The sequence below is a fragment of the Desulfoglaeba alkanexedens ALDC genome (genome assembly GCF_005377625.1).
Lineage (GTDB): Bacteria > Desulfobacterota > Syntrophobacteria > Syntrophobacterales > DSM-9756 > Desulfoglaeba > Desulfoglaeba alkanexedens.
Window position 1 is genome coordinate 1,912,937 of sequence record NZ_CP040098.1, and the last position, 20,167, is coordinate 1,933,103.

Below are 20,167 nucleotides of genomic sequence, written 5' to 3' on the forward strand. Positions count from 1 at the left end.
CCCGAGGTTGCGGCGCGTTTACGATCCGGGGCTTCCGTCAGAGTTCCTGCAGGATTTCCACGTTGGCTTTGGCGCGCCGGTCTTCAAGCCAGGCTTGCCAGAGCTGTGCCTGTTTCTGAGCCATGAGCCTGCGGCGGGTGGCCTCGCGTTCCTTGGCGAAGACTTCTTCGGACGGGGGCCGCGCTTCCAGAAGTTCGCAGACCACGAAACCGCCGTCCACCGCTAGCGGCGCTTCCGGGAACCGGTGAGCTTCGCTCAGCGAGAACACCTCGTCCCGATCGTTCGGACGCAGCAGAAGCTTTGGGTCGAACCTCTCCCGGGAAAACCAGTCCGTCTTTTCGATGACCAGGTTTTCCTCCGCCGCCGCCGCTTCAAGGCTTCCCGCAACGCGGGCCGCTTTCAGGAGCTCCGCCGCCCGCTGCTGCGCGGCCTGGCGCGCCTTTTCCCGCTTGAAGTCGCCGACCACCCGCTGTTTCACCGCGTCCAGGGGGGGATTTCCGAAGCCTTGACGGCCTTCACCTGTGCAACCAGGTACCCGGATTCGGACTCCAGCACCCGGCTGATCCCTCCTTCAGGAAGGTCGAACAGCGCCCGGCTGATTTCCGGAGCCGCTTCCACATCCGGAAGCGGTTCCCCTTGGACGAACCAGCGCTCCGGGGCCGGCGCTTCCATGGCCGCAGACGCCGCCGCCTTGACCACGTCGCCTTCGGCCGAGGCAAGGTCGGAAAATTCCAGGGCCTTTTCGTAGGCCAGGTCCTGAGCCTTGTTGTGCTTGAGTCGCGCTTCGATGGCGGGGCGGGCTTCTTCGAGGGGAGTGGTCTTTTCCGGCTTCATGTCTTCGTTCTTGATGATGTGGAACCCATAGGGGGTACGGACGAGATCGCTGATTTCGCCGGGTTTGAGAGAAAAGGCGGCTTCCCCGAAGGTCGGGATCATCTGTTCCCTGGTGAAATAGCCGAGATCACCCCCGCGGGTCGCCGAACCCGGATCCTGGGAATGTTCCAGGGCCAACTGGGAGAAGTCCTCGCCTCCCTTGGCCTTTTCCAGGACGTCCAGGGCCTTGGCCCGGATTTCGTTCACCTCGTCTTCCGGAGCGGTGTCCGCCACCCGAAACAGGATGTGTCGTGCCCGGACCTGGGGATCCTGGTGGAACTCCTCCGGATGATCCTCGTAGTACAGGCTGATTTCCTCGTCCGTCACCTGAACGCTTTCCAGATAGTCTTCCACTCTGAAAAGCACCCACGCGAAGCGCCGCTTTTCAGGTTCGCGGTATCTTTCCTTGTGTTGTTCAAAATAGGCCTGCACTTCCGCGTCGTCGGGTGAAGGGAGGTTCTCGATGGGTTCGGGTCGGACGGTGGTGTGGGCCAGGCGGATTTCCGAGTGGTTGAAGCGGATGTCCTCCGTCACTTCGTCTTCAGTCACCACGGCCTGCCGCCGCACGAAGTCTTCGACTTTGCGGAGCATCAGATCCTGGGCCAGGCGGCCTTCGAACATGGCCGGGGACATGCGGTTCTGTTGGAGAATGAAAACATATCGTTCCTGGTCGAATACCCCGTCTTTCTGAAAAACGGGGTATTCGAGGATTTCGCGCTGCACTTCTTCGGTAGTGGATTCAAGCCCCAGTTCCCGGGCGGCCATGGCGATGACGAGCCGGTCGATGAGCAGATTCAAGGCCTGCTGCTTGAGATTCAACTGCCGAGCCAATTCGGGGGAAAAGTTGTCTCCGAACTGGCGCCGGTACATTTCCAGCAGCTGGTCGTGAGCCTGATCGTATTCCGCGAATGTGATGAACGTATCGCCCACCCTGGCGAGCTGGTTTGCCTTGCGGCTCTGATAGGAATAGCCGCCCCAGAAGATGAAGACGATCACGATGGCGAACAGGGCGACCTTGATCAGCCACGAGGTGGCGTGTTTTCGAAAGAGATGGAGCATGAGTCGATCGACCTCCTTAGTCGAAGATTCACTGCCATTCCATGGGCTGCGTACGACGCCGGGCGAAGGCAAGGTAAGCGAGAGCTCCGATGCAGGGAAGCAAGGATACCACGAAAAACCACGTCACCTTCCGGCGCCGTGTTTGAAACCGGCGCCTCGGAATGTCCTGAATGGCCCAGAACGTCGGCACCAGGGGAAGCACGAAGAGAACGGTGAGGATGAGGATTTTAACCGGCATGGGTTCGGGGTCCTTGAGGCGGCTTTCGGAGCGCCGCAACGCTCGTCTTTCGGGCTTGAACCTCCTTCTTGAGGTCTTCGATCCGGGTCAGGACGTCGTTCCACCGGTTGTCCCAGAACGCTATGAAATCCGATTCGAGGGATTTTATAATCTTTTGAGCCTTTCGCTGCAAGATCTTCTTGTAGCGGCGCGAAAAGCGCAGTCCCAGGAAGAAGAGGAGAAGACTGTAGCTTCCGAGGGCGGCCAGCCCCCTGCCGCTGAAGACCGCGTGGACGATCGCCAGGACCAGGCGCGCCGACGATGCGGGCGAGGGCTGTTCCAGGAAAGTTCCCCATGCCGTTTCGCCCCCCAGGGCCACCAGGAGGAGGGCGAGGAGCATCCCCGAAGCTGCCGTCTGGCGGAGGCGAAACCAGACAAGGCCGGGGCCCGGTCGCCCCTTCAGGTGCAGAGACGTCCTTTCGGACAGTTCTTCGGCCAGGGAGCCCGGACTTTCCGGCAGTTGCAGCATTTCCTGGATGCGCGATCGGACGGCGGGCGGCACGTTGCGGCGGAGCAGGCCATGAGTGATCCGGTTTTGCAGCCACTGTCCGTGCTGTTCCAGGCTTCGCACCACCGTTTCGGGCGGTGCGAAGAACCCCGGCTCCCGCCGCGGAACCCCTCCGTTCCGAAAGCGCTGTTCCCATTGAAGGCTCAGAACATAGACCCATCGTGCGGCGCCTCGGAGGTGTTCCGGGTCCTGAAGGGACAGCATTACCTTTTCTTTCAGTTCCCCTTCAATCCAAGGCTCCAAGATCCGCCGGCCCGCTTGCATCCACTCCGAGTGAAGATCCTTGAATTCCCGTTCCAGCTCCGAAAGGGCCGTTTCGAACAGCTCGAGGGTCAGGCTTTCCCGGTCGAGCGCCTGCAGAAGGACGTCCACTTCGACATCCAGGTTGGCTTCCTTGATCCCCCGGATTTCCTTGGCGTCGCGTTGTTGGAAGGCGAACCGCCGAAAGGCTGGAAACTGATTCCATGGGGATAGGTTACCCGGATTCTCCAGAACTTCCCTGGCGGAAACCACGAAGAGGAGCGGTTCCGAAAAGCCGTGTTCCCTGAGGTGGGCCAGGAACCGGCGCGTCACCACGTCCAGGTTCCGGTAGCCGTCTTCGCCGGAGCCCCCGGCAAAGAAATGGTCGCACTTGTTCAGTACGAAGCAGAAATTTTCCCGCGCCTTGGAAACGCCCTCCATGAACCGGTAAAAGAGGGCGTCCGCGTATTTTTCCGGAGAGGTGACCCAGATGACGAGATCCAAGTGTTCCAGAAAGCCGAGGACCCGTTCCCTGTGTTCGCCCATGAGGCTGTCGAAATCGGGCAGGTCGCACAGGACGATCTGTCGAACGGCGTCCGCTTGGTGCGGGACGTCCACCCATGGGACGGGGCAGGAACGCACGGCTTCCGGAAGAGGCGTGCTTTCGTGCCGGTAGACGAGGACCCGGTCGGTGTGCGGGCGCCGGTGACTGGTCGAGGCGATGGGAGAGCCCGCAAGGCCGTTCATGAGCGAAGACTTTCCGACCCCGGTCCCTCCCAGAATGCCCACCACAAGCGAACGGGTTTCCAGGTTTTCGAGCCTTTTACGCAGTTCCAAAGCGGCGGCGTGGAGAGACTCCCGTTCTTCGGAAGTCAACGACAGCGATTCCCCCTCTTCGAGAAAGCGGGTGAAGCGTTCCAGGTCCGACTGGAGTCGGTGGACGGAAGCATTCATGCGGTTTCAGCCTCTCGATGCCGTGCGCGGAGAGCGCTTTTCCACGATTCCAGTTGCTGCCGGGTGGACCCGTCGGTCATGAGGGACTGAAGGGCGCGCTCATACCGGTCCCGTTGTTCGCGGACCACCGAGAGCAGCCCCGCCTGGTAGCGCTCCGCCAGTTCGCGGGCGAGCCGCTGAATTTCATGGTAGGCGAACAGTTCCACGGCCCCCTTGGTGACAAACGGAGCCAGTGCCGAATCCAGCGCCACGTCCAGCCCGGAAAGTCCGCCTCCCACCACCGCTTCCAGGGATACGATCAGGATGCCCCAGAGGATGGACGTCGAATAGATTCCCCATTCCTTGCTCCTGGGAATCCCCTTGGCCAGCCGGGCGAAGGTTTCCTCCAGCCAGAGCACCAGCTCGTCCTGAGCCTTCCACACGATCTCCCGCACTTCTTCGCGGCTGAGTTCCATCCCTGGCTGTCGCATCTTCCGGTACAGAGGGGAATCGGCGTCCGCGGGCGAGAGGTCTTCCAGAACCCTCCGGTTGAGATGATCCAGGGCCGCATGGATGGGATGCAGGTCGATCTTGCGGCGGATCTTTTCCAGAGTCTTTTCATGGGATTCCGGAACCGCCGGCCCGCGCATTCCCAGAAGTCGAAGGGGTGCCAGGAGGATTTCCCGGACGAAACGGCGGGGCTTGGCCAGCACGTCGTACTTGGTGAAAAGTCTTCTGATCTCGGCCTGAAGATAGGCCCGGCTTTCCGCCGAAAAGCGCTTTTGCTCTTCTTCGATCAGCCGGCGGGTGGATTCGGCCAGAAGGGCGTCCAGCCGTCGCCTCCAGGATTCCGCCGCCCGATTTTCCGCATCGAGCAGGGTCAGAAGGGATTCGAGCCGTGCCGCTAGTTTTTCCGATTCCCGCCGCAGCCGACGGGTTCGATGGGCTCCGAGTCGTTCTTTCGAAAAATCCTGCAGCAACGCCTTCCTGAATTCCTGAAAGGCCGGGCTGGAGGGCAGTTCCTTCCATGGAGATCCCGGGGTGTAGGGGAGCAGCCACAGGCGGTCCGCCGAAAAGCGAACGTCTTCGGTTTCCAGCACTTCGAGGACCTCTTCCCGGGTCATCCGCTGCTCGGCTTTGTTCAAAAGCAGGTAGAAGGGCCGGCCTTCACGGGCCACCCGAACCAGGAACCGGTAAGGGACGTCGTCGGCGTACTTTTCCTGGCTCGAAACGAAAACGATGCCGTCCGAAAGGTCGTGGAGGTCTTCCGCGATCCGCCGGTTGGCGGCTTCCACGCTGTCGAGGTCAGGGGTGTCGGCGAAGACCAGGTGGCTCAGGTCTTCCCGGTCGTGTTCCAGGAGAACGATTTCCCCGAGGCGGCCGGAGGTCGGGACTGCTTCGGCGCTTCCTGCGGCTTGCCTCACCACGGGAACGGCCGAAAAGGGGAAATGGCGTTCCACCGGGCAGTCTTTGTGAGCGTAGAGCACCGCCCCGGCCGTTTTGGGACGCTCCACCCCGGTGGCGCTCAGTTCTTCGCCGCAGATCGCATTGAAAAGCGTCGACTTTCCGGTGCCGGTCCCACCCAGAAAAGCGATCCAGAACCCCGGGAAGTCCTTCCTGTAACGAAAAACGGCGAGGCTTTTTCCCAGCTCATCCAGCCATGACTCCAGAAATGCCGCATCGGGGGTCAACCCGGGGCATCGAACCCGCCCCACCCATTCCAGATCCGGAAGGACATCGCCGTCCAAAGACTCGGGGCGCTTCTCAGGTTGGGTCATGACGTTGGGCATCGCGGGCGAGGGGCTCCTGCGGAAGGGTTTGGGCCAGAGGTTGGTACATCTGCACCAACCAGGTTTCCCCGGGGGTTCGAATCAGGCACCGGGCGAGCACCCGGCCCGGGTAGGTCCGTTGCTGCTGAATCGCCGATCGTTCGAGTTTCCTCGCCTGAAAACGGAACCGCCTTCGGTACAGCGCGTACAGGTTCGCCGTAGTGACCACCAGCTGGATGCCGGCCGCCCGCGGAACCGAAGGAATCTTCGCGGCGTAGGCCTTGGCGGTCCAGATTACCTGCTCGCCGGGATGCTTGACGTTTTCGAAGAACTGGTCCCAATGGAACGGCAGTCCGTCGGAGGCAGCCGCCGGCTCCACCGGAACCACCAGCGCTCGAATCCTGAAAAAGAGCGCTTCCAGGAGCATACGGATCGTGCGGAAAAGGAAGGGAAGCACCACCAGAATGACGGCAAGGCAGACGAGGGTGACAAAAAAGGTCCAAGTGGGGTGCGCCAGGCTGAGGTAGGCGTAACCGACGGCGGCCACGTCCTCGGTCAGGCTCAGGAGTACGTTGGAAAATGGTTCCGGGCTGGCCTGCACCAGGAGCCGTGTCCCGGCCTTGGTCACGTGAGCCGCGGCCGCCAGGCTGGCGCCCAGCAGGAACACGATGACCTCCATGGCCGGGGAAGCCTCCCCCACCTGCATGAGCGCCAGAATGGCACCGCCCAGGGGTCGGATGAGGGTGTGGACGGTGTCCCAGAGGGTGTCCAGCCCCGGGATCTTGTCCATGAAGAATTCGATCATGTAGAGACAAACCGCGACGAAGATGACCCCGTCGTGAGCCAGCACGTTCAGTTCCGGGGGAAGACCCTGGACGAGCCCGTGCTTGACGCACAGGCCCACCACGGCCACGGTGGCGTAGAGATTGATCCCCGAGATGAAGGAAATCCCGAGAAGAGAACCCAGCTGCGCGATGACTTCCATGGGGCGGTTTCCTCGTGCGTCCGGTCACGCCAGTTTGCCGGCGGCTTGAAACCGCGTGCCTCGGCCCCGGTCTCCAAGCATTCCGGCGGGGCGCCGCAAACCATGCAGGCCGCTCTCCGCTTGGACGATGCGGGAACCGGACGTGTTCGGCCAAAGCCGTCCAACTCACGGCATCAGGTAAAAACCGAGAGTTTTTTCTGTAAACGGATCCAGGTCCACGAATTCGGCGCCCACCATATACCCGTTCACCCAGCGCACTTCCGCCAGAGCCTGGACCTTGTCGTTTCGGCTGTTCTTGAGAGGAAATTCCACTTGAACCAGATCGCCTTTCTCGAGATGATGATCGCGAAAGCTGCTGAAACGAAGGCCGCCGCAGGAAAGGTCTTCCACTGTCATGTCGAAGCAGCGGCCGTCACCGTCTTTCTTTCGGTAATGGCCGAAGATCAGGTCCGGTTTTCGATAATTCCTTCGGCCTTCGAGGATGATGGAAAACTCGCGGCTGCAGCTGCAGCGCACGCGGAGCTCCCGGCGGGAAGCCCCGATGCCGGTCGCATCGATGGTCCGGTGCTTGGCGCAACCGGGGCAGATGATTGTCGCCGTACCGTCGTTACAGACAAAAACCTTGAGTGTTTGCATGGCTGGGAACTTTCACCGGTTGAGTCGTGGTTCCAAGGGCCCGAAGGCGCCGGGCGCCTTCTTTGACAGGCGCTTGAGGCCATGTCAAACGCTCTGGCCCGCGCAATATCATCGCCTGCTGAATCGGCATGAAACGCGCAAAACTGAAAAAATCGATCCGAGGAGACCGCACCATGAGCCGCTGGATGCAGATCGATATCCGCCTGTTGCCCGTGTACGGGCCGGGAGGCCTGCGGAAAGTTTTCCCGAAAATCGCGGCGTTCCTCAAGGAACGCGGCTACCAACGTTCCTTGGAACAGGAACCGTCCCTCTACCACCTGGTGGAGGTGCTCGAACGGGTCCGCAAGGACCCCAATGTGCCTTCGCCTGAGAAAGGAGATCTGGAAGCCGCCGGGTTTGATCGCCTGGTCGCAGTCCGTGATGAAGCCCGCCTGCACCTCCTGGCCCGAAGGCTGAACGAACTCGACCGCTCCCTTTACGTGCTGGAAGACCTTTTCCAGGATCTTGAACGCGATCTCAATTGAACATCGAACATCGAACATTGGTTCCTTTTCTCCCATTCACCATTCGATGTTGGACGTTCAATGTTCGATGTTCATTTTGTCCAGTCGATACCGGGCAAAAACAACTTAGCGCTTATGGGGGAAGGCTTCCGGTGTCTTCGGAACCGGAACGCTGGTTTTGGAGGCATCGGCGGCAGATGCCCTCAAATCGCACTTCCACCCTTTCCACGATTCCCGACGGTTCCGCCTGGGCCGTCAGCGTTGAAACCCGGGGCCTGTCCGGCGGAAGGCATTCCATGGCTCCGCACCGCCGGCAGAGGAAATGGGCGTGTTCTGGATGGTTCCGGTTGGGAGCGAGGCCGAAGCGGAAGGTTCTGTTTCCGGCGGTCAGGCGTTCCACCAGCCGATGGGCCACCAGCAGGTCCAGAATGCGGTAAACTGTCACCCGGTTGATGTTCCCGGCACGGCTGATCCGGTCGTAAATGTCCTGGGCCGTGAGGGGCGACGGGCTGTTTCCAACGGTTGTCAGCACGGCGAGGCGGTTCGGCGTCGGGTGGAGTCCGGACCGGCCGAGCAGGTTTGCGTAATCGCACCGGGAGCACATGATGGTGTCCTCTATGGGTGCAGGAAAGCCGGTCAGGCGGCCGGCTGTCCCCGGCGCTTCCAGGCGAACGACAGAAAAAACACCGTTCCAGCCACCAAGATGATGGTCGCTCCGGATGTCAGGTCGTACCTGTAGGACAGGAAGAGCCCCGCCAAGGTGAAGCCCACGTTGAAAGCCGTGGCCCAGGCCATCATCCAGGCGAGGGAATTGGAGTGTCTTTCGGCGATATGAGGGGCGATGGTCAGCAGCGCGATCACCAGGATGAGACCCACCATGCGGATGACCACCACCACGGACAGCGCCACCAGGACCACCAGCAGGCCGTAGAGGATCGTGACGGGGATCCCGCGCACTTGCGCAAAGTCCATGTCGTAGGAGAGGGTCAGGAGATCTCCGTAAAGGGTGGTGACGATCACCAGGATGACCCCGCCCAGACCCAACATGATCCACAGATCGGACGCGGGCACGGCCAAGATGCTTCCAAACAGGTAACTCATGAGGTCCACGTTGTAGCCGGGGGTGAGGTCCAGGAGGATCACGCCGAAGGCCATGCCCAGCGCCCAGATGACGCCGATGACCGTGTCCGCCCGGTGGCGGGACTTGAGCGTCACCGCAGCCATGACGAGGGCCACCAGAGTGGAAAACACCAGGGTGCACGGCAGCAGGGGAAGCCCGAGAAAAAAGGCGAGCCCCACACCTCCGTAGGCCGCGTGAGCGATCCCTCCGGAAAGGAAAACGATGCGGTTGACCACCACGTAGGTGCCGACGACGCCGCAGATGAAGCTGGCGAGCAACCCGGCGAACAGCGCGTTCCGCATGAATTCGAACTGGAAACCCGCGAGAAACCCTTCCATGCCTTCCTTTCGGTGATCTTCACGCCGACGCTATGGCGTGGTTCCTACCGCATTCACTTGTCGTGATGGGGCAGCACCCGGTGGGGCAGGTGGCCGTGAGCCAGAAGTTCCACAGGGCACCGGTAAGCCATCTGCAGCATCCCGGGAGTGACCTCCGGAGCGGCGTGGTAATAGACACGCCGGTTCACGCAGGCGACCGACTTCACGTAGCTCGAAAGCACCATCACGTCGTGGCTCACCACCACGATGGTGACGGTTTCGTTCAATTCCTTCAGATGCTCGTAGAGCGCCGTTTGGCCTTCCGCGTCCACGCTGGCCGTCGGTTCGTCCAGGAACAACGCTTCGGGACGGCCTACCAGGGCACGGGCGATATAAACCCGCTGCCGCTGACCTCCCGACAGTTCCCCGATCCGCTGGTGTCTCAGATCCCACATTCCGAGCCATTCCAGCGCTTCACGGGCCGCGGCCAGGTCCTCCCGGGATGGGTGAGCCAGTCCGAATTTCCGGCGCTTCCGGCCCATGAGCACCACGTCCAGAACCGAAATGGGAAAATCCAGGTTGACGTGGATATTTTGAGGAACATACCCGGCGCGGTGGCGCGTTTTCCTGGGGGGGGAACCGAAGAGCCTGACCGAGCCGCGATCCGGTTCCAGCAGTCCCAGCATCAGCTTGATGAGCGTCGTCTTTCCGCCGCCGTTGGGGCCGATCACCGCCAGAAATTCGCCCGGCTCCACAGCGAAGTCCACGTCGACCAGAATCGGATAGCCGTTGATAGAAAAGGACAGATTCCGGAGTTCCGCCACAGGGGCCATCAGGAAAACCTCACTTCAGGGCGGCCTGCAGTTCGATGGCGAACCGCCGCAGGTTCTCCGCCCAGTCTGCGGCCAGGGGATCCGCTTCCACCAGTCGCGCTCCCACCGCTTTCGCCACCACTTCCGCGCTCCTTGCGGAAAACTGCGGCTGAACGAAGATCACCGGGAAACCGGCTTCGCGGGAACCCCGGATCAGGTCCTGCAGCTGGGATGCCTTGGGTTCCTTGCCTTCCACTTCCACCGAAATCTGTTCCAGGCCGTAGGCGTCTGCGAAATAACCCCACGCCGGGTGAAAAACCAGGAAGCGGTTGCCGTTTCGCTTTCTCAGCAGGGAACGGATTTCCCCGTCCAAGTCCACCAGTTCCACAATGAACCGCTTGTAGTTGGCTTCGTATTCCGCGGTGCCGTCCGGGTCCACCGCCAGTAGTCCCGTGAGGATGTGCCGCGCCTGGAGCATCACCAGCGGCGGGGAAAGCCAGATGTGCGGATCCAGGACCCCGTGCTCGTGATCTTCGCCTCGGGATTCCGCCGAACCGTCGCCGGCGTGTCGCTGATCGTAGGCGTCCCGCATGGGAAGCTTTGCAATTCCGGCATCGGTGGGTACGACGGAAAGGCTTGGATGCGTCTTACGGATTTTCGGAAGCCACGCGTCTTCAAAAGGAACGCCGATAGAAAAATAAACCGCGGCCTTGGACAGTGCCGCCATCTGCCGCGGCGTGGGTTCATAGGTGTGAGGCACCGCTCCGGGCTCCACCATCACCATCACTTCAGCCTGATTCCCTGCAATACGCTCCACGAAATACTTCTGAGGAAGGACGCTCACGCACGCTACCAACGGCTTTTCGGCCGAAGCGGGAGCTCGGAAAAACCAGGGGAGCGTGACCGCAATGGCGAAGATGAGAAGGTCGCGCCGCTTCATGGAGTCCTCTCGTTGGGGAAAATTCCGTACCGAAGAGGGTCGATGCCTCGCATTTTCCGGCCGGGAGGCTGCTGCAAGACTGCCGGATTCGCTCGGCGCTTGCGGAAAACGGCCGCCTGTTACGCCGTAGAGAGGATCCGCTCCATGGGTTCGCGACCCGAGGAGCTCACCGTCCAGGAAGCCCGGCCTGCCCTTGATGAGCGTTCCCTGGGCTTTGGAGCGACCTCCCGGCACCGATGCAACTTGTTTGCATCGGCGGAGGAGCCAAGTCAAGCGCAAAGTAAGGAGCCTGTCTGAGAATACCCTTCACTCTTTTGGGGATTCCCCTTGTTCCCAAGCTCCAGCTTGGGAACAAGGGGAAGGAGCGACTCATGCCCTGTAGGAGCCGGCTTGCCGGCGATCCCGATCGCGGCGAGGGCGCCGCTCCCAGAGTGGGGCACCCGTGAGAGGCCCGCCCTCGGGCCGATGGCGCGGGGCATTGGGGTTGGTTCATCGCGGCGAGGGCGCCGCTCCCACAGATGGTTTGCATCGCGCGGCCAAGACTGCTCCCATACGAACAAGGCCCTCATCCCCGCAGGTAGCCCCATTGCACCAGCCGGCGGTAGCAGTACTGAGCCATGGGGCCTTTCCGGACCTTCTTAAGCACGGCGTAGTAGGCGCGTGCCGCGTCTTCGCGCCGTCCCATGGCTTCGAAATTCCGTCCCTGGTAGAAGGTGACCTGGGGCTGGCCGGGGATGAGGCGCTCCGCCGCCTTGAGGTGGGTGAGACTGCGGGTGTAGTCTTCGCTTTCGAACGCCAGGACCCCTGCCACGTAACGGCCGTGAAAGAGATCGGGGTAGAGCGAGACGGCGCGTTCCGCGGATTGGAGGGCCTGTTCTTCCAAGCCGGCTTCGCCTTCGGCGGCGGCCCGGTAGACCCAGATGAGGGCTTCGCGGGGAGCGCGAACCGTCGCTTCTTGAAACAGCTGAAGGGCCTGCCGGGAGTCTCCGTTCTTCATGGCCGTTTTTCCCTGGTCCATCAGGGCGTAAGCGGGCTGAACCTGGCGCAGGTACGCCGTGGCCTCGCGAAACGATGCTTCCCTCAGAGCTTCGGGGGTGCGAAGTTCCGGCCCGTACAGCGACAGCCGCTGGTTGGCGTCCGCCACCCGTTCCGACGTCAGTGGATGACTGGAGAAGTAGCTTTCGAGCAGGGACGGTTGACGGTCCATTTCATCCATAAGCAGGGCCATGGCCTGGACAAAGCCCGCCGGGTTGTAGCCCGCGCGCGCCATGTAGTCCATGCCCAGCTTGTCGGCTTCCCGCTCCTGGTCACGGCTGTACTTGGCCAGGGTCAGGTTGACACCGAGGAGTCCGACCTGTCTGATCAGGCCGCCGGCGGGGACTGCGGCGGTCTGGAGGGCCGCCATGCCCACGGCGGAAAGGAGTCCCGAAAATACCTGACGGGTATAGGTGGCCAGATGATGAAGCGCCGCCACATGGCCGATTTCATGGCCCAGAACGCCCGCCAGTTGGGCTTCGTTTTCCATCCGGGCTACCATGCCGCGGGTGATGGAAATCTTTCCGCCCGGCAGCGCGTAAGCGTTGAGGTCCGAACTGTTCACCACGTTGAAGGCATAGGGGAGGTTCGGCCGGTGGCTCACCGCGGCCAGGCGTTGCCCTATGGAGTTCACGTAGTCCTGGAGCGCCTCGTCCTGAAAAAGGCCGTAAGACAATTGTGTGTAGAGGGGGTAGAGCTTTGTACCGGCTTCGAGTTCCTGCTGCTCGCTCATGAGCGACAGCTGGGGCGTTCCCGTAACCGGATTGGTGGCGCATGCCGCGATGCCGCCCAGGGCAAACACAAGCACCGCGATCCCAATTCGGATGCCCGAAGTGGCTTCCGCTTTCGTTGTTCCAGAAAACCGCTTCACGGAACCCTCCTTCGATGTGTACCGTCTGATCGGTTCCAAGGCGTTCAGGGTTTTCTCACCAGTCGGAATCCCTGGTCGTTGCTTCGCCGCTGAGGGGAACTCAGGTGGTCTCGCCCGGCACAACGGACGAACTGCGGGCGGCTGTACCAGCTTCCTCCCCGGGTCACCCGAGCCGGTGCTCGATCGGTCACCACCGGGTTTTCCCGGGAATGCCCAGCGTAGGCTTCCGGATCGTAAACGTCCCGACACCATTCCCAGACGTTTCCCAACATGTCGTACAGACCGAACCCGTTGGGGTGAAGCCGTCCCACCGGCGCCGTGTGGACGAACCCGTCGCTGCAGGGATGAATGGTCCAGGCCGGAAATACCGCCGCCGCCGTGCGGTCCGCCGCATTGGCATAACGGCAGGCTTCGCCCAGGTCGTCCCCCCAGTGGCGTGACGTGTCGGTTCCGGCACGGCAGGCCCATTCCCATTCGGCTTCCGTGGGAAGCCGGAAGGATCCGCGGCTTTCCCGGCTGAGCCATTCCGCCATAGCCGCGGCGTCGTTCCAGGAAACGTGCACCACGGGGTGGCGTTCATCCTGTTCGAAGCCGACACGGCGCCAGGAAAAGCCGCTTCGTGTTTCCCACCGGCCGGTGTAAACCCAGGAGTAGCCGTCTTTTTCGGCTTCCGTCACGTAGCCCGAAGCTTCCGTGAAGATCTGGAACTGCGCCCGGCTGACTTCATGGCGGCCCATCCAGAAACCGTCCACGCACACCTCATGCACCGGCCCTTCGTCGGGGTCCCGCCCCTCTTCCCCGGGCGGGCTGCCCATCCGGTAGCAGCCGCCGGGGATCCAGACGAACTGCATCCCGGTCACGGGTTCAATCCAGGTCTTGAGAGTGATGGAGGCGACTTCCGCAGGACCCCGGTCCGCGGCGCCGCCTTCGGCGGTTTGCTGTGACGTCTCCCGAGGTGGCTTGACCCTCCGCAGAAGATCCGCACTCGTTTCCAACGGCCGGCGCAGAAAGTCGAGAGAAGGCTGCCCCCGATCCATTGCCGCCCATGTCGCCGGCAGGATGCCGGCCAGGAGGATGCCGGCGAGAAACCATTTGACCCTTGATGTCATATCCCGACCGCGATCCCTTCGTGGGCTGTTCCTGCTTCATGCCGATCGGATGACGTCTACCGGCTGGACGGCCACGGCACGCCGCGAAGGGTAGATCCCGGCCATGACGCCCACGGCGACCGAGGCGACGAAGGCAAACACCAGACCGAACCAGGAAACCTGGAAGGGAAACCTGAGGATCCGAAAGAGGATCGTGCTGAAAAGGAAGCCGCAAACGATGCCCACTAAGCCGCCGCTCAGTGAAATGAACGAAGACTCCATCAGAAACTGCCAGACAATGTCTCGTTTCCGCGACCCGACCGCCCGGCGTATGCCGATTTCCAGGCGTCGTTCGTTGACCATGAGAATCATGATGGAAAGAATACCGATGCCTCCGATGGCAAAGGAGACCGTCGCGGAAATGCGCCCCAGCAGACGGATCATATCCGTGGCCTGGGATTTGAGCGACAGGACGTCCTTCATGTCGATGACGGTGAAGTCGTCGTCCTCTCCGGGGCTGATACGATGGCGTTTGCGCAGCAGGGCTTCGATCTCCTTGATGGCCCCGGGAATGGCTCTTTCGTCGGAAACCCGCACGTAGACGGTTGAAAGGAACGTCTGGTTGACGAACCGTTTCAAGTACGTGTTCAGCGGGACGAAGATTTGATTGTCCTGATCGAAACCGGAAATATCCGCTCCTTTTTCCTCCATGACCCCGATCACGCGGCAGGGAATGGAACGGATCAAAACCGATTCGCCGATGGGGTCACGGCTTCCAAAAAGCTTTTCCGCCACCTTGTGGCCCAGCACCGCGACCTTTCGGATGGCCGCATCGTCGGCCTCCGTGAAAAAGCTGCCGTGCTTGACGCGGAAATTGCGTATTTGCGGATAGTTGGGAGTCACGCCGGCGATGAGCGTTGCGGAGAGAGCCACGGACCCGAAGCGGACCCCGAACGTCTTACTTCCCGAAGGGGAAACGTCCTCCACGAATCTGGTCTGATGGTGAATGGCCCAGGCGTCTTCCAAGGTCAGGTTGTTCGCCTGGCTGATGAGACTCAGGCGGATGCTGAATCGGTGTACCGTGCCGCTTTGCACGATGACCAGGTTTTCGCCCAGGGCCGCGATCTCAACCTGGGTCTTTTTGGCCATGGTACTCGAAAGATTGGAAACCACCACCAGGGAAAACGTTCCCAGAAAGACGCCCAGCACCGCAAGGGCCGTCCGCGTTTTGAAATGGGCCAGGGAACGCCGGGCGATGGAAAGATTCAACCAGATCCGCTTCATGGCTGGTCCGGGAACACTGCAGGGCTTTCAGACGTTTCGGATCGCATCGATGGGGTTCACCAGGGCGGCGCGCGAAGCCGGCTGCAGCCCGAAAATCAGGCCGATCAAAAGCGAAAGGCCGAACCCCGCGGCAAACGCCTTCCACGAAAAATACATGGGGAAATCCGCCACGAACGTGAGCAGACGCGCAGCGACCAGACCTCCGACGAAGCCGACCACACCCCCCATGCCCGTAAGGATAACCGATTCGCCCAGGAACTGGAAAAGGATGTCCCGGCGCCTGGCTCCCACCGAACGCCGAAGGCCGATTTCCCGCCGCCGTTCGTTGACGGACAGAAGGAACAGGTTGGCGAGGACGAAGCCCGCCACCACCAGCGACATGATGCCGGTGATGCCTAGAAAAACGACTAGAGACCCGGTGAGGGCCACCAGAAATTTCACGATTTCCCGTGGGGAGATGATTCGAAAGTCGTCGGGTTCTCCGGGCGGCGTCCGATGGCGCTCCCTCAGGAACCGCCTCAGTTCCTCCTGGTGCCGTTCCATGTCGGCGGCGTCCAGGAAGCGGACCCGTACGGACGAAACATAGGTGGTTTCATTGAGGATCTTTCGCATGACGGTGGTGAGCGGCATGATTATTCGGTCGTCCATGCTGTGCCCGGCGGGGCTGGTGCCTCGTTCTTCCAACACGCCCACCACGCGCACCGGAATGTTTCGGACGAAAATGTATTTTCCTACGGGGGCCACCGCGCCGAAGAGCTGTTCCACCACGTAGGTTCCAACCAGGGCGATATTTTTGAGGGTCTGGACGTCACGGTCTGTGAGGTCGGTTCCTTCGACCACGGGCCAGCTCCACATCCGGCTGTAATCGCCCGTGGATCCGACAATCGTGGTCTGGTGCTTGCGGTTTCCGTAGGAAACGGTCACCCCCCGCGTCGAACTCATGGGCACCACCAGGTAGGCCGTCGGAAAACTCTCCCGGATCGCTTCCACGTCTTCCACGGAAATGGTCTTTTCCCGGACGCCGATGGCACGGGATTCTTCGCTGCCGCCGACGATCAGCATGGAATCCGGACCGAACCGTTCCACGATCTCAAAAGCCTTGCGGTAGGCTCCTTCCGTGGCCCCCACGATGATCGTGATGGAGGCGATGCCCAGCGCGACGCTCAACAGGCAGAAAAACCCCCGAAGTTTGAAGGCGAAAACCGCCTTCAAGGACTGGTGCAACAGAGTTCCCCACCGTTTCATGGCGCTTCGCCGGAGTTCAAGATGGTGCCGTCGCGGATCTGGATGATCCGCTGAGCGTATCCCGCCACCTTGCGGTCATGGGTGATCACCACCAGGGTTTTCCCCTGCTGGTGCATCCCGGAAAGCAGTTCCATGATTTCCGATGCGGTACGGCTGTCCAGCGCCCCCGTGGGTTCGTCGGCCAGGATCAGCTCCGGGTCGTTCATGAGCGCGCGCGCGATGGCGACCCGTTGCTGCTGGCCGCCGGACAGCCGGGCCGGCTTGAAGTCGGCCCGATCCTTCAGGCCTACCAGCTCCAGGAGCTCCAGGGCTCTTTCCCGGAACCCGTCGCGGCGCCGTTCCAGGTAGAGCGTGGGCAGCAGTACGTTTTCGAGGGCTGTAGCGTAGGCAAGCAGGTTGAAGCTCTGAAAGACAAACCCCAGGTGTTCGCTCCGCATCATGGACAGTTCGTCATCGGAAAACGCGCTTACGTCCGTTCCGGCAAGCACGTAGCGCCCGGACGTGGCCACGTCGAGGCATCCTAGGATGTTCATGAGCGTCGTCTTGCCGGATCCGGACGGGCCCATGACGGCGACGAATTCCCCGGGCTCGATCCGCAGGTCGATGCCCTTGAGGACTTCCACCTCCAGGTCGGCTATCAGGTAAGTCTTTCGGACGTTTTCCATCAGGCACAGGGTCATGGCGATGCCATCCGGCTGCAATCAGAGTCGCAAAGGCGGTGGACGACGGCCGCATCCGACGGCCGCTGTTCCGATTTCAGGATGGGAACGTTTCGCCGGCCGCGCCGGCCTCCGCCCGTCGCCGGCGTCGGGTCGGCTGATTCCATCACGTGTCGACTCATCGCCTGCCGGGGGCCGACGGCGGAAGGACCAGCCGTGTGGCCACCGTGTCCCCTTCCTTCACGCCCGAGAGTATCTCCGTCCGGTCTTCGCCTCGGACGCCCACCGTGACTTCCTGCTTTTCCACGCTGCGGGGCCCCAGGACGCGATAGACGACCTGTCTGCCGTTTTCATATTTCACGGCGGCGTTGGAGACCGTGAGAACGCCTTCTTTGCGCGAAAGGATGATCTTGCAGTACGTGGTCATTTCGGGGCGAAGCATCAGCGCGTCTTCTTTCGGTACTTTCACAATGGCCAAGTAATAGACGATGTTGTCGCGAACCGTCGGCTGCGTGTAAATCTTTTCGATCACTCCGTGAAAGACTCTGCCGGGATGGGTGTCCACCGAATACTCCACCGAAACTCCGAGGCGCACGCGCCCCACGTCCGTTTCGTCCACATAGATCTGCATCTCCAGAAGCGTCGGATCCATGACGGTGACCAGGTTCGCCACCTGGAGTCCCGTTACGATGGTTTCGCCCTTTTGGGCGGTGACTTCCGTCACCACGCCCCCGATGGGCGCGAGAACCCGCGTGTAGGAAAGCCGAATCTCCTGCTGGGCGATCTGAGCTTCGATTTCTTCGATCCGGGCCTTGGCGATTTCGCGCTCCGTGCGATATTCGTCCAGCAGCGCCTTCAACGTGGCGTCCGCCGCCTCAAACTCGCTCTTCGCCCGGTCTACGGCATCTTGGGTCGTGAATTCCTGTTCGATAAGGGCCTTTTCGCGTGAATAATCGACTCGGGCGAATTCGAGCCTGGCGCGGGCTTCACGGATGCGTTCCGGAAAGGTGGTTTCCACCTGGTCCAGCGTGGACCGGGCGGCTTCCAAGGCGGCGCGCTCGCCGGCCAGGGCCTTTTGGATTTCCCGGTCGTCGATCCGGGCGACAAGGTCCCCCGGTTGCACTTCATCGCCCACCTTCACCGGCATGTCGTGGATTTCGCCGGTGGCCCGGGCCCCGATCTTGACCAAGGCGCCCACCTGCGGCTTGATGATTCCGGTGGCCACCAATACATCCCGAATGTCCGCCAGGGCCGCACGGTCCGTTTCAACCACCTCGATCCGGGATTTCCGGGAACGATTCTGATAGGCCCACCAGCCGGCGCCTCCGACGGCGATCACGAGCAACACGGCGATCCAGCGTTTCACGGTGCGGAGGCTCCTTCAAAGCTCAACGGGTCGAACAGGAAGATTCCAGCGGCCCGCTCCAGTTGCGCCCATGAAACCCAGACGTTGCGCCTGGAATCGACCAGCTGTTCCCGAGCCGTGGCGAGGGCGCTTTCCGCCTGGACGAGCGACAGGATGTCCCCCTTTCCCACCTTGTACTCTCCAAAGGCCTGCCGGTAGTTGTGTTCGGCCTGCCGGAGCTGTTCTTCGGCGGTACGGACGTTGCGCATGGCCGTCACGACGTCTTCGTAGCGATTGTTCACTTCCACCCGTACCTGGCGCTTCAATTCTTCGAAGCGTGCTTCCGATGCGGCTACCTGGTGGCCTGCCGAGAGGCGGTTGGTGAACTTGTTCCATTCGAATAAGTTCCAGCGGGCGACGAGCCCGACACTGGTTTGCTCATTGGAAAGGCCGCCGAATTGGGTGCTTTCCGTCTCCGAATAAGCCACCTGAGCTTCCAGAGCCGGGAGGAAAGGGCTCAGGGTTTTCGCCTTCTCGGCCTCCGCGATCTGGATGTCCTGTTCCGCCTGCTGCACCATCGGCCGCTTCAAGGCGACCTGGGTGTAAAATGCCCGTTCGGCAAGCGTCCCGTCGGGATCCAGCGAGCCTTCCAAGTCGAAAGAGGTTTCCAGGGGGCGGCCCGCCAGGGAGTTCAACGTGGCCAGCGACTTGTTCAGCTCCCCTTCCGCCTGGATTTTCTGAAATCGGGCCTGCTCCAGGCGAACCGAGGCCTGGAGTACGTCGGAACGCTTGGCTACCCCGAATCGGAACCGCCCTTCCGCCACGTCCAGGACCGTCTGAGCATCCTGCACCTGGAGTATGCGTTGATCGAGAATGTCGTTCTGTGCAAGGGTGTCGTAGAAGGCCACCTTCACGTCCCTTTCCACATCCAGGAAGACCTTGCGAAGCTCCTCCTGGTCCGAATCCAGGCGGATCGAAGCGATCTTCCGGTCCGCACGGCGAATCCCTCCGTCGTAGAGGGTATAATTCACGGCGGCGGTTCCCTGTTCGGTGTGGTAGCTGTCCTCCTGTGAATCCACGGAATCGGCCGTTCCCGTAAGGTCCAGGGAAGGAAGGTAGGGCGAAAGGGACCCGGATTTGAGCGCTTTGCTGGAATCGATCTGCCTGCGGGCGGCTGCGATGGAAGGCAGCTTCCCGAGCGCCGCCTCGACGGCTTCCCGGAGTGTCAACGCCGGTGCCTGGAACCCCCAGCCCAGCACCAACAAAAAAAGGAGCACTGCGGCGGCTTGCGCTTTTCGCCGTCTCCAATGCCGCCTCTTGGGATTCATTCGAACGCTCGCCTTGTAGAAGCGGGAACCATGGACCAAACACGCCTTGACGATCGGACCCTCACATCGAAGCCGTTTTCCGGGGCTGCTCCCGCCGTTCGGGCCGGACAGGCGTCCGTCAGCGATTATGCCATGAAAAACCGAGAGGAAAAAGACCTATCCCCGTGACCGGATCGGCGGGACGGCGCTTCGGCGCGGCCACCCGCTGACCCGGTTACGAAAGAGGCCTTCGAGGCTTGCGGTGAAGACTGCACGCAAACCGGTTTGACGCCGGGTTGACCAGTATGCAGCAGTCTTTAGTGGGTAAACATAAGCCATGATCTTTGCTACAGACTTGGTA

At 61.5% G+C, this 20,167-nt stretch carries 20 protein-coding genes; 1 reads left to right on the plus strand and 19 read right to left on the minus strand.

Features of this window, described 5'->3' with window-relative positions; genetic code table 11:
• Positions 1–37: 37 nt before the first annotated feature.
• The 7 genes from FDQ92_RS08675 to FDQ92_RS08705 all read right to left on the minus strand — a co-directional run bounded on the left by FDQ92_RS08675 (position 38) and on the right by FDQ92_RS08705 (position 7,280).
• Positions 38–478, minus strand: coding sequence for a hypothetical protein (locus FDQ92_RS08675; protein ID WP_137424219.1), 441 nt, complete (start codon positions 476–478; stop codon positions 38–40).
• Positions 475–1,932 (minus strand): peptidylprolyl isomerase, encoded by a 1,458-nt coding sequence (locus FDQ92_RS08680; protein ID WP_137424220.1) that lies wholly within the window; start codon positions 1,930–1,932, stop codon positions 475–477. Before FDQ92_RS08680 ends, FDQ92_RS08675 begins: the two co-directional genes overlap by 4 nt.
• A gap of 28 nt (positions 1,933–1,960) precedes the next feature.
• Positions 1,961–2,170 (minus strand): PLDc N-terminal domain-containing protein, encoded by a 210-nt coding sequence (locus FDQ92_RS08685; protein WP_137424222.1) that lies wholly within the window; start codon positions 2,168–2,170, stop codon positions 1,961–1,963.
• Positions 2,160–3,911 (minus strand): GTPase, encoded by a 1,752-nt coding sequence (locus tag FDQ92_RS08690; RefSeq protein ID WP_137424224.1) that lies wholly within the window; start codon positions 3,909–3,911, stop codon positions 2,160–2,162. The genes FDQ92_RS08685 and FDQ92_RS08690 overlap by 11 nt, the downstream gene beginning before the upstream one ends.
• Positions 3,908–5,680: a GTPase domain-containing protein gene (locus FDQ92_RS08695; protein ID WP_137424226.1), complete on the minus strand. Its 1,773-nt coding sequence runs from the start codon at positions 5,678–5,680 to the stop codon at positions 3,908–3,910. Before FDQ92_RS08695 ends, FDQ92_RS08690 begins: the two co-directional genes overlap by 4 nt.
• Positions 5,655–6,644 (minus strand): DUF4126 domain-containing protein, encoded by a 990-nt coding sequence (locus FDQ92_RS08700; protein ID WP_137424228.1) that lies wholly within the window; start codon positions 6,642–6,644, stop codon positions 5,655–5,657. The genes FDQ92_RS08695 and FDQ92_RS08700 overlap by 26 nt, the downstream gene beginning before the upstream one ends.
• A 165-nt stretch (positions 6,645–6,809) precedes the next feature.
• Positions 6,810–7,280, minus strand: a complete 471-nt coding sequence (locus tag FDQ92_RS08705) for a PilZ domain-containing protein (protein WP_137424230.1) — start codon at positions 7,278–7,280, stop codon at positions 6,810–6,812.
• 173 nt (positions 7,281–7,453) lie between these two features.
• Here FDQ92_RS08705 and FDQ92_RS08710 point away from each other — a divergent pair, with 173 nt between their 5' ends.
• The gene (locus tag FDQ92_RS08710; protein ID WP_137424232.1) at positions 7,454–7,804 is read left to right on the plus strand and encodes a hypothetical protein; all 351 of its coding nucleotides are present in this window, start codon (positions 7,454–7,456) and stop codon (positions 7,802–7,804) included.
• Between the two features lie 112 nt (positions 7,805–7,916).
• Here the strand turns inward: FDQ92_RS08710 and FDQ92_RS08715 are convergent, their stop codons facing one another.
• From FDQ92_RS08715 to FDQ92_RS08765, 12 genes are all read right to left on the minus strand, one after another.
• Entirely contained in the window at positions 7,917–8,387 is a 471-nt protein-coding gene (locus FDQ92_RS08715) for a Fur family transcriptional regulator (protein WP_137424234.1), read from the minus strand.
• A 32-nt stretch (positions 8,388–8,419) separates the two neighbouring features.
• A complete protein-coding gene (locus FDQ92_RS08720) occupies positions 8,420–9,241 on the minus strand; it encodes a metal ABC transporter permease (RefSeq protein WP_137424236.1) in 822 nt (273 codons plus the stop codon).
• Positions 9,242–9,294: 53 nt separating this feature from the next.
• The gene (locus FDQ92_RS08725) at positions 9,295–10,053 is read right to left on the minus strand and encodes a metal ABC transporter ATP-binding protein (RefSeq protein ID WP_137424238.1); all 759 of its coding nucleotides are present in this window, start codon (positions 10,051–10,053) and stop codon (positions 9,295–9,297) included.
• Positions 10,054–10,063: 10 nt separating this feature from the next.
• Positions 10,064–10,972: a metal ABC transporter solute-binding protein, Zn/Mn family gene (locus FDQ92_RS08730; protein ID WP_137424240.1), complete on the minus strand. Its 909-nt coding sequence runs from the start codon at positions 10,970–10,972 to the stop codon at positions 10,064–10,066.
• Positions 10,973–11,537: 565 nt separating this feature from the next.
• Positions 11,538–12,878 carry a M48 family metallopeptidase gene (locus tag FDQ92_RS08735; RefSeq protein ID WP_137424242.1) on the minus strand — a complete coding sequence of 447 codons (1,341 nt, stop codon included), beginning with the start codon at positions 12,876–12,878 and terminating at the stop codon, positions 11,538–11,540.
• A gap of 44 nt (positions 12,879–12,922) precedes the next feature.
• On the minus strand, positions 12,923–13,987 hold the full coding sequence (locus FDQ92_RS08740) for a formylglycine-generating enzyme family protein (RefSeq protein ID WP_137424244.1): 1,065 nt from the start codon (positions 13,985–13,987) through the stop codon (positions 12,923–12,925).
• Between the two features lie 36 nt (positions 13,988–14,023).
• Positions 14,024–15,250 (minus strand): ABC transporter permease, encoded by a 1,227-nt coding sequence (locus tag FDQ92_RS08745; RefSeq protein WP_137424246.1) that lies wholly within the window; start codon positions 15,248–15,250, stop codon positions 14,024–14,026.
• Between the two features lie 27 nt (positions 15,251–15,277).
• On the minus strand, positions 15,278–16,495 hold the full coding sequence (locus FDQ92_RS08750) for an ABC transporter permease (RefSeq protein ID WP_137424248.1): 1,218 nt from the start codon (positions 16,493–16,495) through the stop codon (positions 15,278–15,280).
• On the minus strand, positions 16,492–17,175 hold the full coding sequence (locus tag FDQ92_RS08755; RefSeq protein WP_246041642.1) for an ABC transporter ATP-binding protein: 684 nt from the start codon (positions 17,173–17,175) through the stop codon (positions 16,492–16,494). The genes FDQ92_RS08750 and FDQ92_RS08755 overlap by 4 nt, the downstream gene beginning before the upstream one ends.
• A complete protein-coding gene (locus tag FDQ92_RS15250) occupies positions 17,172–17,324 on the minus strand; it encodes a hypothetical protein (protein ID WP_170180264.1) in 153 nt (50 codons plus the stop codon). The genes FDQ92_RS08755 and FDQ92_RS15250 overlap by 4 nt, the downstream gene beginning before the upstream one ends.
• A gap of 8 nt (positions 17,325–17,332) precedes the next feature.
• On the minus strand, positions 17,333–18,520 hold the full coding sequence (locus FDQ92_RS08760) for an efflux RND transporter periplasmic adaptor subunit (RefSeq protein WP_137424250.1): 1,188 nt from the start codon (positions 18,518–18,520) through the stop codon (positions 17,333–17,335).
• Positions 18,517–19,827, minus strand: a complete 1,311-nt coding sequence (locus FDQ92_RS08765) for a TolC family protein (RefSeq protein ID WP_137424252.1) — start codon at positions 19,825–19,827, stop codon at positions 18,517–18,519. Before FDQ92_RS08765 ends, FDQ92_RS08760 begins: the two co-directional genes overlap by 4 nt.
• Between the last annotated feature and the right edge of the window lie 340 nt (positions 19,828–20,167).